This is a genomic window from Streptomyces sp. NPDC058464 (genome assembly GCF_042721035.1).
GTDB lineage: Bacteria > Actinomycetota > Actinomycetes > Streptomycetales > Streptomycetaceae > Streptomyces.
In genome coordinates, this window is sequence record NZ_JBHXMA010000096.1 from 1 (window position 1) to 13,469 (window position 13,469).

A 13,469-nucleotide genomic window follows, 5' to 3' on the forward strand; every position below is an offset into this window, starting at 1 on the left:
CCGGTGACGTGTTCGCCGCCGAGGACCGGCTCGGCACCTGGCGCCACCTGCTGGTGGCGGTCCGCTCGCCCGCGCGGATCTTCGTGGCGAAGTCGCTGGCCAGCCTCACCGTGATCCTGCTGCTGGTGGCCGGACTGGCCGCCTCCAGCACGCTCGGCGGGCTGGCGTCGGTCGGCGACCAGCCGCTGGTCGGCCTGGACGGGCATCTGCTGTCCCCCGGGGACGCGGCCGGACGGGTCCTGCTCGCCTGGCTCGTGGCCCTCGCCCCGACCCTCTCCCTCGCCGCGATCGGACTGCTCGGCTCGGTCGCCCTCGGCCGCTCCCCGATGGGCCTGCTGCTGCCCCCGATCGTCGCGCTCGCCATGTCGGTCGCCCAGATGCTGCCGCTGCCCGTCGCCGTGCGCCTCGCCCTGCCCGGCTACGCCTTCATCTCCTGGAACGGCCTGTTCACCAGCCCCGCCCAGCTCGCCCCGCTCCTCATCGCCGTCGCGGTGAGCCTCGCGTGGGCGGTCCTCGCCACCGCACTGGCCTATCTCCTGTTCGTACGGCGGGACTTCACCAACCCTGCCTACGACGGCTCCGGGCGCCGCGCGCTCACCCTCGGTGTGCTGCCGCTGGCCGCGCTGACCGCCGTCACCGTCGGCGCGGTCGCCGTGGCCACCCCGTCGACGGGCTCCGGGATCGAGCAGGACAAGGTGCAGAAGTCCCTCGCCACGGTCTTCGGCCACCTCTACCGGCTGCAGACCGGGCAACTGCACCGGCCCGCCGTCACCGAGGCGCAGTTGAAGGCCACGGCGGCGTGCACCAAGAGCGACGGCCAGGCCGCGCAGGAGGGCGCGGGCAACGACTGGCGTTGCGTCGTGAGCTGGCACCTCCCGGGCGTCGCGGCGGTCACGGGGACGGCGATCTACCAGCTCGACATCACCTCGGACGGGCGGTTCGTGGCCGACGGCGACGGTCCCAAGGAAGTCAACGGCTACTTCCTGGTGCGGACCTCGACCGGCGACGCCCCGAATCCGCTGTGGCAGTTCGACGGCAACGTCGATCTGCTCGAAACCCAGTGAAGGGAACAGTTCCGTGCAGGTAACACGCCAGCGTCGGATCAACGAGAAGAAGCAGTTCAACGTCTTCGGCAGACACGTCGGCCGCCGGGCCCTCCTGGTGACGACGGGTATCGCGGTCGCCCTCGGCATCACCGGCACCGCCGTCGCCTCGACGTACCAGTTCGGCACCCAGCAGGTCGGCCAGACCACCGCCAACGGCCAGGTCGTCTCCGCCGATCAATACATCAACCCGTACGGCACCCGCAGCGTCATCAACGACGGCAAGATCATGTCGTCGGTCGTCAGCCCGGACGGCACCCACCTCGCCGCCTCGATCGCCGACGGCGACGCGTCCCTCGTCATCGTGGACCTGGCGACCGGTCAGGTCACGCAGAAGATCGGCACCAACGCGGCCGACAACCTGCGCATCAGCAGCGGCGCGGTCGGCCAGGAGGGCCCCACCTACTCGCCCGACGGCAAGCAGCTGTGGCTCGGTCAGGCGGGCGGCTACACGAAGTTCACCGTCAACGCGGACGGCACCCTCGCGAGCCCCACGGCCGTACCGATCGCGGCCGACGGCTCCAAGCAGGCGCTGGTGGGCGCGGCCGTGTTCTCGGCCGACGGCTCCACCGTGTACTCCGCGGTCAACGGTGAGAACAAGGTCGTCGCCATCGACGCGGCTACTGGAACGATCAAGCAGACCTGGGCGGTCGGCAACGCCCCGCGCGGCCTCGCCCTGGTCGGCGGCAAGCTCTACGTCAGCAACGAGGGCGGGCGCCCGGCCAAGGCCGGCGACACCACCATCAACTCCTACGGCACCGACGTGGTCGCCGACCCGAAGACCGGCGCCAGCACCACCGGCACGGTCAGCGTCATCGACACCGCGGACCCGTCCGCCGCCGTCGGCACCGTCGACGTCGGCCTGCACCCGACCGCCGTGTACGCGAGCAAGGGCGCGGTGTTCGTCACCAACACCGCCGACAACAGCGTCTCGGTCATCGACAGCCGCAAGGACAAGGTCGTCCAGACGATCTCCACCCAGCCGTGGCCCGAGGCGTCCGTCGGCTACGAGCCGAACGCGGTCACCCTCACCGACGACGGCCGCCTCCTGGTGACCCTCGGCCGCGCCAACGCCGTCGCCGTCTACCGCTACACCTCCGCGCAGCAGCCGGCCCGCTACGTCGGCCTGGTCCCCACCGACTACTTCCCGTCGGGGATCACCGCCCTGGGCAAGAAGATCGTCGTCGCCAACACCCGTGGCATCGACGCGCTGCGCCCCGACGCCGCCGGCCACAACACGCACGACACCACGTCGAGCATCACCCAGTTCACGATGCCGAGCGACCAGGTCGTCAGGTCCGAGACGAACAAGGTGTTCAAGCAGAACGGCTGGACGTCCAACTCGGTCAAGACGGCCAAGAGCAACAGCCACAAGAAGGCCGTCCCGGTCCCGAAGCGGATCGGCGACCCGTCGACGATCAAGCACGTCTTCCTGCTCGTCAAGGAGAACCGCACCTACGACCAGGTCTTCGGCGACCTGCCGCAGGGCAACGGGAACTCCGCGCTCACCCAGTTCGGCGAGAACGTCACGCCGAACCAGCACGCGCTGGCCCAGCAGTTCGGCCTGTACGACAACTTCTACGACATCGGCACCAACTCCGCCGAGGGCCACAACTGGCTGATGCAGTCCGACAACCCGGAGTACACCGAGTCGTCGGCCGGCGAGTACACGCGCAGCTACGACACCGAGAACGACGTCCTCGGCCACCAGAAGACCGGCTTCCTGTGGACCGGCGCGCAGGCGGCCGGCCAGACCGTCAAGGACTTCGGCGAGTTCCAGTCGTACGAGAGCAAGCCGGCCGGCGCGACCTGGCAGAACCTGTACTGCGACAGCAAGAACATGGCCGCCACCGGGGCGCAGACCGCCTACCCCATCAAGACGGGCTCGGCGATCCCCTCGCTCAACGACGTGTCGGTGCAGGGCTTCCCGCTGTTCGACCTCGACGTCCCGGACATCTACAAAGAGCAGATCTGGAAGCAGGACTTCGAGAAGAACGGCCCGGCGAACCTGAACATGTTCTGGTTCTCCAACGACCACACCGGCGGACCCGCGAACGCGGCCGCCGAGGTCGCCGACAACGACCTGGCGGTCGGCCGCATGGTCGACGAGATCACGCACAGCAAGTACTGGAAGGACTCGGCGATCTTCGTCGTCGAGGACGACTCCCAGGCCGGCCTCGACCACGTCGACGGCCACCGCGCCCCGGTCCAGGTCATCAGCCCGTACGCCCAGCACGGCAACGTCGACGACCACTACTACTCGCAGATCACCATGGTCCGCACCATCGAGCAGATCCTCGGGGTGCACCCGATGAACCAGCTCGACAGCGCGGCCACCCCGATGTACGGGGCGTTCACGGGCAAGGCGGACGACACGCCGTTCACGGCGGTCCCGAACCGGACCTCGCTGACCCTCGGCGTGAACCCGCAGCCGACCTGCGGCTCGGACACCCCCGCGGCCCAGGACGCCCAGGCGGCGGCCGCGCCGACGTCGGTCTCCGTCCCGGCGGCCGAGAAGACGGTCGCGGCGCAGTGGAAGACCTGGGCCTCGCACCAGCGGCTGACCGGCAAGAACGCCGTGCCGGACTACGCCAACCCCACCCAGATGAACCGTTACACCTGGTACCAGACCCACAACTGGACCAAGCCCTACCCCGGCGACAAGAAGATCTACTCGCCGAACGACGTGCCCGGCGCCTACCTCCCGTCGGCGGAGAACGACGGCTGATCCAGCCCGCTCACGCACAGGGGACCCCGGTCGGCGGACCGGGGTCCCCTGCGTTCTCCGGCACGCCGCCCGGACACCCGGCTGCCGCACGCCCGGCGGCCCGCGGTACGCCAAGCTGGCTGCGGAACGTACGAGGACAGGGAGACGTCATGACCGACAAGCCGACCGTGGGCATGCTGGGCACCGGCATCATGGGCGCCGCGATGGCCCGCAACCTCCTCAGGGCCGGGCACACCGTCCGCGCCTGGAACCGCACCCGCGCCAAGGCCGAACCCCTCGCGGCCGACGGCGCCCAGGTCACCGACACACCGGCCGAGGCCGTGGAGGGCGCCGACGTCGTCCTGACCATGCTCTACGACGGCGCCACCGCGCTGGAGACGATGCGCGAGGCCGCGGGCGCGCTGCGCGCCGGGGCGGTCTGGGTGCAGTCGACCACCGCGGGGCTCGACCAGATCCCCGAACTCGCCGCGTTCGCCCGCGAGCACGGCCTGGTCTTCTACGACGCCCCGGTCCTCGGCACCCGCCAGCCCGCCGAGGCCGGCCAGCTCACCGTCCTGGCCGCGGGGCCCGAGCAGGGCCGGGAGACGGTCGCGCCCGTCTTCGACGCGGTCGGCGCCCGCACGGTGTGGACCGGGGACGACGGTTCCTCGGCCGCCGCGACCCGGCTCAAGCTGGTCGCCAACAGCTGGGTCCTCGCGGCCACCGCTGCGACCGGCGAGGTGGTCGCGCTGGCGCAGGGTCTCGGCGTGGACCCGCAGCGCTTCTTCGACCTGATCGCGGGCGGCCCCCTCGACATGGGCTACCTGCGGGCCAAGGCCGGGCTGATCCTCGACGGCGGGCTGACCCCGCCGTCGTTCGCGGTGGACACCGCCGGGAAGGACGCCCGGCTGATCGTCGCCGCCGGCGCGAGCCACGGCGTGCGCCTGGACGTCGCCGAGGCGGCCGCCGAACGGTTCGCCCGCGCCGCCGCCCAGGGCCACGCCGACGAGGACATGGCCGCCGCGTACTTCGCCAGCTTCGAGGACCGGTAGCCGGTCCGCCGACGTGACGGTCCGGGTCCCCGAGGAGCACCCTGGAAGCAGCGATTCCGGAGGTGGTCCACCATGATGAAAACCGCTGTGGGATGGCATGTGGAGATGGAGTTCCTGGAGGACGACACGCACACCCGCGCGGTCGCCCTGGTCCGTCTGCCCGACGGCACCGAGGTACGGGCACACGGCCACGCGAGCCGGCACGAGTCCGACAGCAACCAGCCCAGAGTCGGCGAGGAGATCGCCGGCGCCCGCGCCCTGAACGAACTGGCCATGCAGTTGCTGAGCAAGGCGCACGGCGAGATCGACGCGCTGTCGGGGCGGCACTCGCATCCGATCAACGTGTGAGGAACGCGGGGGGCGCGGGCGTACGCGGGGGCGCACGGGGCGGTTACGACAGCGCCGTGCGCACCGCGCGCACCAGCGCCTGCGCCCGCGGGTCCGCCGTCACGCTCTTACGGAAGCCGTTGGTGACATAGCCGAAGGCGATGCCCGACTCGGGGTCCGCGAAGGCGAGCGCGCCGCCGCGGCCCGGGTGCCCGAAGGAGGCGGGGGAGAGCAGCGGGGACGCGCTGCCGTGCAGCATGTAGCCGAGCCCGAAGCGGGTGGAGACGACCAGCACCCGGTCAGGACCGGCCGACTGCTCGGTGCGGGCCAGCTCCACCGTCTCCGGGGTGAACAGCCGCGTGCCGCCGTCGACCTCGCCGATCAGGGCTGCGTAGAAGCGGGCCAGGCCGTCGGCGGTGGCGATGCCGTTGGAGGCGGGGAGGGCGGCCGCGCGGTAGCCGGGGTCGTTCTCGTCCGGCAGCGGGCTGATCGCGCCGAACGCCCGGCGGGTCAGCGACCCGTGGTCGGCGTACGCCTCGGAGACGGCCCGCTTGGGCCGGGTCCGGAGCGCGCCGGCGGTCGCGGGCGCCTCGACGGGTCCCACGCGCCCCACGCGCGCCTGCTCCGCCGCCGGGAGCCCGAGCCACAGCTCGGCGCCGGCCGGTCCGGCGATCTCGTCCGCGATCCACTCGCCGACGGTCCGCCCGGTCACCCGCCGCACCAGCTCACCGGTCAGCCAGCTGTACGTCTGGGCGTGGTAGCCGTGGTCGGTGCCCGGCTCCCACACCGGTGCCTGCGCCGCCACCGCGGCGGCGCCGAGGTCGGGGTCGGCGGCCTCCGCGGGGGTGAGCGGCCGGTCCAGCACGGGTACGCCCGCGCGGTGCGCGAGCAGGTGCCGCACCAGCGTCCGCTCCTTGCCGGCCGCCTTGTACTCCGGCCAGTACTCACCCACCGGCGCGTCCAGGTCCAGCTCGCCGCGCTGGCGCAGAAGCAGCAGTACGGCGGCGGCGACGCCCTTGGTCGCCGAGCGCACGATCTGGGCGGTGCCGTGCTCCCACGGCGCCTCGCCCGCGTCCCCGTCGACGTCCCGGGCACCGCCCCACAGGTCGACGACCCGGTGCCCGTCCCGGTACACGGCCACCGCCGCGCCCCGGTCCCCGAGCAGCTCGAAGTTGCCCGCGAACGCGTCCCTGACCGGCTCGAAGCCCTCCGCCACAGTGCCGTGCACGTCCACGTTCACGTCCGGATCCCTCCACTCGCCGGTGACAGTGAGTGAAACATGGCCGCGGGACCTTGGATTCCTCGGTACGGCGTGGCCTTCGGCACGTTCCCGGGAGGGGAGGAGAGGTCAGCCGAGCACGATCGTGACCTCGATGTTCCCGCGCGTCGCGTTCGAGTAGGGGCACACCTCGTGGGCGGCGTCCACCAGCTTCGCCGCGACGTCCCCGTCCAGCACCGGGAGCGAGACGCTGAGGGCGACCGCGAGGCCGTAGCCGCGCTGCTTGTTGGGGCCGATGCCGACCTTCGCGGCGACCGTGGAGCCGGTCAGGTCGTAGCCCGCGCGGTTGCCGACGAGGATCAGCGCGTTGTGGAAGCAGGCGCTGTAGCCCGCCGCGAACAGTTGCTCCGGGTTGGTGCCGTTGCCGTCCCCGCCCAGCGCCGGAGGCATCGCCACCTTGAGCTCGATCTGGCCGTCCTGACTGCTGACATACCCGTTCCGGCCGCCGTGCGCGGTCGCCTCGGCGACATACATGATCTTCGTCGGACGAGAGTCGACGGTGGCGCCTTCGATCACGGCGGGACCTCCCCCAGGGCGGAAACGGTGGTGGGCAACACAGGAGTGTGCAAGCACATCGTGCACAAGGTACCGACCGGTAGGAAGCTCCGGGAGGGGTAGGGGGTGGAAACCGTGGGTAACAGGGGCCGGAGTGCGGCGCGCAGTGCCGGCGTGCGCGCTGCTACGAGGGGCGTGCGGCCGCCCTGCCCGCCCGCTCCGCGAGTTCCCGCAACTCCTCGCGCAGCCGCGCCACGTCGGCCCCGTCGAGCCCGGTCGTCGTGAGCAGGGCGCCGGGGATGCGTGCCGCGCGCTCCCGCAGTTCCTCCGCGCGCCCGGTGCACGCGACGAGCACCGAGCGCTCGTCCCGCTCCGAGCGCTCCCTGCGCACCAGACCTGCCCCCTCCAGCCGCTTCAGCAGCGGGGACATCGTGCCGTAGTCGAGCCGGAGCGCCTCCGCCAGCTTCTTCACCGTGGTCTCGCCCCGCTCCCACAGCACGAGCAGCACGAGGTATTGCGGGTAGGTGAGCCCGAGGTCGTCGAGGAGCGGGCGGTAGGCGGCGGTCACGGCGCGCTGCGCGGCATACAGCGCGAAGCACAGCTGGTCGTCCAGCCGCGGCGGCCCGGCGATCGGCCCGGCGAGCGGCCCGGCGTCCTCTTGATGCGTCACGCGCCCATTGTCACGGATGCGCGGACGGGCGGGACGGTCGTCACGGAAACGCGTGATGCGCTCCCGTACCCTGCCGCGACCCCGCCGCCGCCCCGCCGCGACCCCGCCGCCGCCCCGCCGCGACCCCGCCGCCGCCCCGCCGCGAACCCGTCGTCACCCCGCCGTCGCCACGCGCGGGTCGAAACCGAAGGGCAGTTCCAGCCGGTGGGCGCGCATCAGGGCGTCGTCGCGGAGGAGTTCGGCGGTGGGTCCGTCGGCGGCGATCGTGCCGTCGCTCAGGATCAGGGCGCGCGGGCACAGCTCCAGGGCGTAGGGCAGGTCGTGGGTGACCATCAGGACGGTCACGTCCAGGGAGCGCAGGATGTCGGCGAGTTCGCGCCGGGAGGCAGGGTCCAGGTTGGAGGAGGGTTCGTCCAGGACGAGAATCTCCGGCTCCATGGCGAGGACGGTCGCCACCGCCACCCGGCGGCGCTGCCCGAAGGACAGGTGATGGGGCGGGCGTTCGGCGAACCCGGCCATGCCGACCCGGTCCAGGGCGGCACGCACGCGTGCCTCCAGTTCCGCGCCCTTCAGGCCGGCCGCCGCCGGTCCGAACGCCACGTCCTCGCGGACCGTCGGCATGAACAGCTGGTCGTCCGGGTCCTGGAAGACGATGCCGACCCGGCGCCGGATCTCGGCCATGTGCCGCTTGCCGACCGGCAGTCCGGCCACCGTCACGGTGCCCGTGCCGCCGCCCAGGATGCCGTTGAGGTGCAGCACGAGGGTGGTCTTCCCGGCGCCGTTCGGCCCGAGCAGCGCGACCCGCTCGCCGCGCGCCACGGAGAAGTCCACGCCGAACAGGGCCTGATGCCCGTCCGGGTAGGCGAAGGCGAGGCCGGAGACCTCCAGGGAGGCGGGCGCGGAGGCGGGAACAGCGGTCACAGGGTCCATCCCAACAGGCAGACGACAAGGGCCGACAGCGGCAGCGCGAAGGCGTACGACCACTGCGCCCGGGACGCGGTCACCTCGTCGATGACCGGCATCGAACCGGTGTAGCCACGGCTCACCATGGCCAGGTGGACGCGCTCGCCGCGTTCGTAGGAGCGGATGAACAGGGCGCCCGCGGACTTCGCGAGCACGCCCCAGTGACGAACGCCCCGCGCCTCGAAGCCGCGGGACTCCCGGGCGATCCGCATCCGGCGCATCTCGTCGGTGATCACGTCGCCGTAGCGGATCATGAAGGAGGCGATCTGGACGAGCAGCGGCGGCAGCCTCAGCCGCTCCAGGCCGAGCAGCAGCGCGCGCAGCTCCGTGGTGGCCGCGAGGAGGACGGAGGTGGCGACGCCCAGCGTGCCTTTGACCAGAACGTTCCAGGCGCCCCAGAGGCCGTTCACGCTGAGCGAGAGGCCCAGCACGTCGACCCGCTCGCCCTCCGCGACGAACGGCATCAGCACCGCGAAGGCGACGAACGGCACCTCGATCAGCAGCCGCCTCAGGAGGAAACCGGCGGGCACGCGTGCGAGGTGCGCGACGGCCGCGAGCAGCACGGCGTACAGCGCGAACGCCCACATCGCCGTGCGCGGGGTCGAGACCACGACGACCACGAAGGCGAAGGCGGCGGCGAGCTTGGTGTGCGGCGGGAGCGCGTGCACGGGGGAGTCCGCGTGCCGGTAGAGCCGGTGGGCGTGCCCCGCACCCATGTCAGAGCGCCTCGGGCGCGCTCGTACGGCGCCTGCGCACCGCCCAGAACACCGCGCTGCCCGCGACGACCGTCGTGCCGACGCCGATGACGCCTGCCAGGCCGCCGGAGAGCCGGGCGTCGGAGACGTCCTCGACGCCGTAGTCGGCGAGCGGGGAGCCGGCCGCGGCGTGCTCCTTCGTCTGCGTGTCGATGCCGTGGTCGTGGGCGACCTTCTCCAGGCCGTCGGGGCTGGCGGAGGCGTAGTAGCTGACGAACCCGGCGAGCACCAGGGAGGTCACCAGACCGCTGATCCACAGCGTGCGCCGGGAGGTGCGCGCCGCCACGGGCGCGGCCGGCTCCGGCGCGTCGACCAGGGCGCCGTTCACGCGCAGCTTCAGCCCCTGGCGCAGGCCGCGCGCCCCGTACACCAGGTCGGGGCGTACGGCGACGACCGCGCCGACCGTGAGGGCGGTGATCGCGGCCTCGCCGACGCCGATGAGGACGTGCACGCCGATCATCGCGCCGGCCACCTTGCCGAGGGCGACGTCGGTGGTGCCGCCGACCGCGTAGAGCAGCGTGAAGGCGACCGCGGCGGCGGGCACCGAGAGCAGGGCGGCGACGAAGGCGGCGGCGGTCACCGAGCGCCGGCCGCGGGGGAGGACCTTCAGCAGGCCGCGGAAGACGGCGTACGCGACCACGGTCGTCACGATCGCCATGTCGGTGATGTTGACGCCGAGCGCGGTCAGCCCGCCGTCGGCGAAGAGGATGCCCTGCATCAGCAGCACCACGGACACGCACAGGACGCCCGTGTACGGGCCGACGAGTATCGCGGCGAGCGCCCCGCCCAGCAGATGCCCGCTTGTTCCGGCCGCGACGGGGAAGTTGAGCATCTGTACGGCGAAGATGAACGCCGCCACCAGCCCGGCCAGCGGCGCCGTGCGCTCGTCGAGTTCTCGGCGGGCGCCGCGCAGGCTGACCGCGAGGGCGCCGGCCGCGACCACGGCGGTGACCGCGGAGGTGGGGGCGTCGATGAATCCGTCAGGTACATGCACGGTTCGATTTTAGGGTCCTATTGCGAAGGTTTTGCAAGAGCGAGAAGGTCGTCACATCCGGAATCCCATGTGGGCGCGCGAGGGCTCCCGTGAGCGCATTCCGGAAAATGTGCGACATTGGATAAGAAAGCGGATGCACAGCTTTCGCACAGAACACGGAGCGTAAAGGGCAGTCCGATGTCTGTAGTCGAGCAGTATGCGCGAGCCCACATCGTCACGGACGAGGACGCGCGGGACGAGCCGCCCGCGGTCCCCGTCGTCCTGCGCTACGACCCCGATACCGATCCGAGGGCGGTACAGGTCGGCCTGCCCGGCACGGACGAGTGGACGTTCTCGCGCTCGCTGCTGGAGCAGGGCCTCAGGTCGCCCGCGGAGAGCGGTGACGTACGGGTGTGGCCGCTGGGCAGGGTCCAGGCCGTGGTGGAGTTCCACTCCGACCACGGCACATCGGTGGTGCAGTTCGAGTCGAAGGCACTGCTGCGGTTCCTCAGGCGGACGTACATGGCCACGCCGGTGGCCGGCTGACGTTCCCCGTTACAGCGAGGACCCCAGCTTCAGCAGCGCCGCCACGATCGGTCCCGCCGTGTCGCCGCCGTGGCCGCCCGCCTGGACCACGCCCGCGGCGGAGAAGTCGCCGCAGTACGCGGTGAACCAGCCGTTCGGCTTCTTCTGGCCGTCGACCTCCGCCGAGCCCGTCTTGGCGCCGCAGCTCGAACTCAGGCCCGACATCGCCTTGGCCGCCGTGCCGTACGCCGCCGTGTACTGCATGACCTCCTTCAGCTCCGACTGCGTCTTCGACGACATCGTGCGCGAGGCCTTCGCGATCGTCCGGTTGTCGACGCTCGGGGCGACCAGGTACGGCTGGTGGAAGGTGCCGGTGTCCACCGTGGCCGACACCGACGCCATGTTGAGCGGGTTCATGCGCACCCCGCCCTGCCCGATCAGCGAGGCGCCCATCTGCGCGCCGCTCTGCACCGGGACGGAGCCGTCGAAGGTCGGGACGCCGATGGCCCAGTTGTTCATGCCGAGGCCGTAGACCTGCTGGGCCTCGGTGGTCAGGTCGCTGTTGGAGAGCTTCGGCGCGAAGTTGATGAAGGCGTTGTTGCAGGAGGCGCCGAAGCTCAGCTTGAAGGTGCCCTGCTTGATCTCGGAGTCGTCGTCGTTGTGGAACGTCCACCCGGCGAGCTTGTACGTCTTCGGGCAGGGGTGCGAGGCGTCCGGGGTGATGAGCCCCTTCTCGAACAGCATCGTCGACGTGACGATCTTCATCGTGGAGCCGGGCGCCAGGGAGCCCTGGAAGGCCACGTTGAAGCCGTGGCTGGAGTTGGCGACGGCGAGGACCTCGCCGGTCGACGGGCGCATCATCACGACCGAGGCGTTCTTCTGCGTGGTGACCTGCTTCTCGGCGGCCGCCTGCAGGGTCGGGCTGAGCGTCGTCTTCACGGTGCCCGGCGTGCCCTTGCTGAGTTCGAGCAGCGTCTTGTCCGACAGCTTCGCCTTCTCGGACGCCTTGCCGCGCACCACGCGCAGCTCGACGCCCGCCTTGCCGCCGGCCTTCTTGCCGAACTTCTCCCGCAGCCCGTCGAGGACCGAGCCCAGCGACGGGTACTTGGCGGTGGTGATCTCCCCGCCGTCCCGGTCCAGCGCCTTGATCGGCGGGGTCCCGGACTCGCCGGTGACCAGGGTGTCGCCGTCCGCGAGGTCCGGGTGGACGACCGCGGCGTGCCAGTTCACCACCGGCTTGCCGTCGCTGGTCCGGCGGATCACGGTGAACGCGGAGCTGTACGACAGCGGCTTGCTGACGCCCTTGTAGGACACCGTCGCCTTCACGGAGAACGGGACCTTGTCGCCGGTGCGGGTGCCCTCGGTGAGGGTGACGCCCGTGACGTGGGCGTCCTTGGTGTAACCGGTGAGGAGCTTGACGCAGGCCGCGCTGTCGTCCGTGACGGCGGCGGCCTGGGTGACCTTGCCGTGCTGCCAGGACGACAGGAAGGTGCGCGCCGTCGTCCGCACCTCGGTGGCGGACAGCGGGCCGGTCTTGACGGGCTTGTGGTCGGCCGTCTTCGTCGACGCCGCGTCGGCCGCCCCGCCGCCGTACAGCGCGTAGAGGCCGAAGCCGGCGCCGCCGACGACCACGGCGATCATCCCGCCGATGACGGCGGGTCTCTTCTTCCGTCGTTCGACGACGCGCCTTCTCTTGCCCACAGCTCTGTTCCTCCGCGCACTTCCCCCGGGGTCCCCGTCGCCCCGTAGCCCTCACGCTCCCCAACGACGGCACCAGCCTAGAGTCCCGGCCTGTGGGAGTGACGTCAGCCACCGATCCGTAGCACACTCGCGACAATCGGTCCGGCCGCGTCGATGCCGTGGCCGCCGTCCTGGGTCATGGCCGCGGCCGCGACGTCGTCGCGGTAGCCGGCGAACCAGCTGTTCGACTTGGACTGGCCGTCGACCTCCGCCGACCCCGTCTTGGCGCCGATGCTGCCGCTCAGCCCGCGCATCACCCCGGCCGCGGTGCCGCTGGTCGCGGTGCGGTTCATCATGGCGCGCAGCTGTTCGGTCGTGGCGGGCGACAGACCCTTCGCGGTGGCCAGTTCACGGCCGTCCAGCTTCTGCGGGACGAGCACCGGCTGGTGGAAGGTCCCCGTCTTCGCGGTCGCCGCCACGGACGCCATGTTCAGCGGGGACATCTGCACCTGGCCCTGGCCGATCAGGTTGGCCGCGGTGTCCGGGCCGCCGGAGGCGGGGACCCGGCCGTCGAAGCTCGGGATGCCGACCTTCCAGTTGTTCTTCCCGAGCCCGAACCGCTCCTCGGCCTCCTTGGTGAGCGAGTCGACCTGCACCGAGTCGGCGTACTTCACGAACGCCGTGTTGCAGGAGCGCGCGAAGCTGTCCGAGAGGGTGGCCGTCAGGTCCGGCTGGAGCCCCTTGAGATTGCTGAAGGTCTGGCTCTGCCAGGTCGCGGTCGGCGGGCAGGGGGCTGGACCTGTGGCCGTCGTCAGCCCGGTGTCGATGAGGGTGGCCGCGCTGATGATCTTCATGGTGGAGCCGGGCGCCAGCTCGCCGAGGAAGGCCGCGTTGAAGCCGTCCTCGCGGTGGTTGGCCACCGCCAGCACCTCGCCGGTGC

The 13,469-nt window shown here is 71.6% G+C and carries 13 protein-coding genes; 5 read left to right on the forward strand and 8 right to left on the reverse strand.

Annotated features, from left to right (window positions below):
* The 4 genes from ACFWPQ_RS51210 to ACFWPQ_RS51225 form a co-directional block, all read left to right on the forward strand.
* The coding region (locus ACFWPQ_RS51210; RefSeq protein ID WP_384051968.1) for an ABC transporter permease at nucleotides 1–1,064 on the forward strand (1,064 nt) is incomplete at its 5' end.
* Between the two features lie 13 nt (nucleotides 1,065–1,077).
* Entirely contained in the window at nucleotides 1,078–3,831 is a 2,754-nt protein-coding gene (locus ACFWPQ_RS51215) for an alkaline phosphatase family protein (RefSeq protein ID WP_384051970.1), read from the forward strand.
* Between the two features lie 149 nt (nucleotides 3,832–3,980).
* Entirely contained in the window at nucleotides 3,981–4,862 is an 882-nt protein-coding gene (locus ACFWPQ_RS51220; RefSeq protein WP_384051972.1) for an NAD(P)-dependent oxidoreductase, read from the forward strand.
* A gap of 72 nt (nucleotides 4,863–4,934) precedes the next feature.
* Complete coding sequence (locus tag ACFWPQ_RS51225) at nucleotides 4,935–5,210, forward strand: DUF1876 domain-containing protein (protein WP_089102439.1); 276 nt, start codon at nucleotides 4,935–4,937, stop codon at nucleotides 5,208–5,210.
* A gap of 43 nt (nucleotides 5,211–5,253) precedes the next feature.
* Here ACFWPQ_RS51225 and ACFWPQ_RS51230 read toward each other — a convergent pair whose 3' ends face one another.
* From ACFWPQ_RS51230 to ACFWPQ_RS51255, 6 genes are all read right to left on the reverse strand, one after another.
* On the reverse strand, nucleotides 5,254–6,423 hold the full coding sequence (locus ACFWPQ_RS51230) for a serine hydrolase domain-containing protein (RefSeq protein ID WP_384051986.1): 1,170 nt from the start codon (nucleotides 6,421–6,423) through the stop codon (nucleotides 5,254–5,256).
* 114 nt (nucleotides 6,424–6,537) lie between these two features.
* Nucleotides 6,538–6,942: an organic hydroperoxide resistance protein gene (locus ACFWPQ_RS51235; RefSeq protein WP_384051988.1), complete on the reverse strand. Its 405-nt coding sequence runs from the start codon at nucleotides 6,940–6,942 to the stop codon at nucleotides 6,538–6,540.
* A gap of 205 nt (nucleotides 6,943–7,147) precedes the next feature.
* Nucleotides 7,148–7,633 carry a MarR family winged helix-turn-helix transcriptional regulator gene (locus tag ACFWPQ_RS51240; RefSeq protein ID WP_384051974.1) on the reverse strand — a complete coding sequence of 162 codons (486 nt, stop codon included), beginning with the start codon at nucleotides 7,631–7,633 and terminating at the stop codon, nucleotides 7,148–7,150.
* Between the two features lie 153 nt (nucleotides 7,634–7,786).
* Nucleotides 7,787–8,563: an energy-coupling factor ABC transporter ATP-binding protein gene (locus ACFWPQ_RS51245; RefSeq protein WP_384051976.1), complete on the reverse strand. Its 777-nt coding sequence runs from the start codon at nucleotides 8,561–8,563 to the stop codon at nucleotides 7,787–7,789.
* A complete protein-coding gene (gene cbiQ, locus ACFWPQ_RS51250; protein WP_384051978.1) occupies nucleotides 8,551–9,312 on the reverse strand; it encodes a cobalt ECF transporter T component CbiQ in 762 nt (253 codons plus the stop codon). The genes ACFWPQ_RS51245 and cbiQ overlap by 13 nt, the downstream gene beginning before the upstream one ends.
* A gap of 1 nt (nucleotide 9,313) precedes the next feature.
* The gene (locus ACFWPQ_RS51255; RefSeq protein WP_384051980.1) at nucleotides 9,314–10,345 is read right to left on the reverse strand and encodes an energy-coupling factor ABC transporter permease; all 1,032 of its coding nucleotides are present in this window, start codon (nucleotides 10,343–10,345) and stop codon (nucleotides 9,314–9,316) included.
* 177 nt (nucleotides 10,346–10,522) lie between these two features.
* Here ACFWPQ_RS51255 and ACFWPQ_RS51260 point away from each other — a divergent pair, with 177 nt between their 5' ends.
* Nucleotides 10,523–10,870: an SsgA family sporulation/cell division regulator gene (locus ACFWPQ_RS51260; protein WP_361287170.1), complete on the forward strand. Its 348-nt coding sequence runs from the start codon at nucleotides 10,523–10,525 to the stop codon at nucleotides 10,868–10,870.
* Nucleotides 10,871–10,879: 9 nt separating this feature from the next.
* On the opposite strand, the gene ACFWPQ_RS51265 is transcribed toward ACFWPQ_RS51260, so the two are convergent.
* Both ACFWPQ_RS51265 and ACFWPQ_RS51270 read right to left on the reverse strand, forming a co-directional pair.
* Entirely contained in the window at nucleotides 10,880–12,550 is a 1,671-nt protein-coding gene (locus tag ACFWPQ_RS51265; protein ID WP_384051982.1) for a penicillin-binding transpeptidase domain-containing protein, read from the reverse strand.
* Nucleotides 12,551–12,654: 104 nt separating this feature from the next.
* Nucleotides 12,655–13,469, reverse strand: an 815-nt coding sequence (locus ACFWPQ_RS51270; protein WP_384051984.1) for a penicillin-binding transpeptidase domain-containing protein, incomplete at its 5' end; no start/stop codon positions are given.

Coding starts and splice junctions, on each gene's coding strand:
- ACFWPQ_RS51220 (WP_384051972.1), top strand. CDS start 3,981: ATGACCGACAAGCCGACCGTGGGCATGCTGGGCACCGGCATCATGGGC.
- ACFWPQ_RS51225 (WP_089102439.1), top strand. CDS start 4,935: ATGATGAAAACCGCTGTGGGATGGCATGTGGAGATGGAGTTCCTGGAG.
- ACFWPQ_RS51235 (WP_384051988.1), bottom strand. CDS start 6,942: ATGTATGTCGCCGAGGCGACCGCGCACGGCGGCCGGAACGGGTATGTC.
- ACFWPQ_RS51245 (WP_384051976.1), bottom strand. CDS start 8,563: ATGGACCCTGTGACCGCTGTTCCCGCCTCCGCGCCCGCCTCCCTGGAG.
- cbiQ (WP_384051978.1), bottom strand. CDS start 9,312: ATGGGTGCGGGGCACGCCCACCGGCTCTACCGGCACGCGGACTCCCCC.
- ACFWPQ_RS51260 (WP_361287170.1), top strand. CDS start 10,523: ATGTCTGTAGTCGAGCAGTATGCGCGAGCCCACATCGTCACGGACGAG.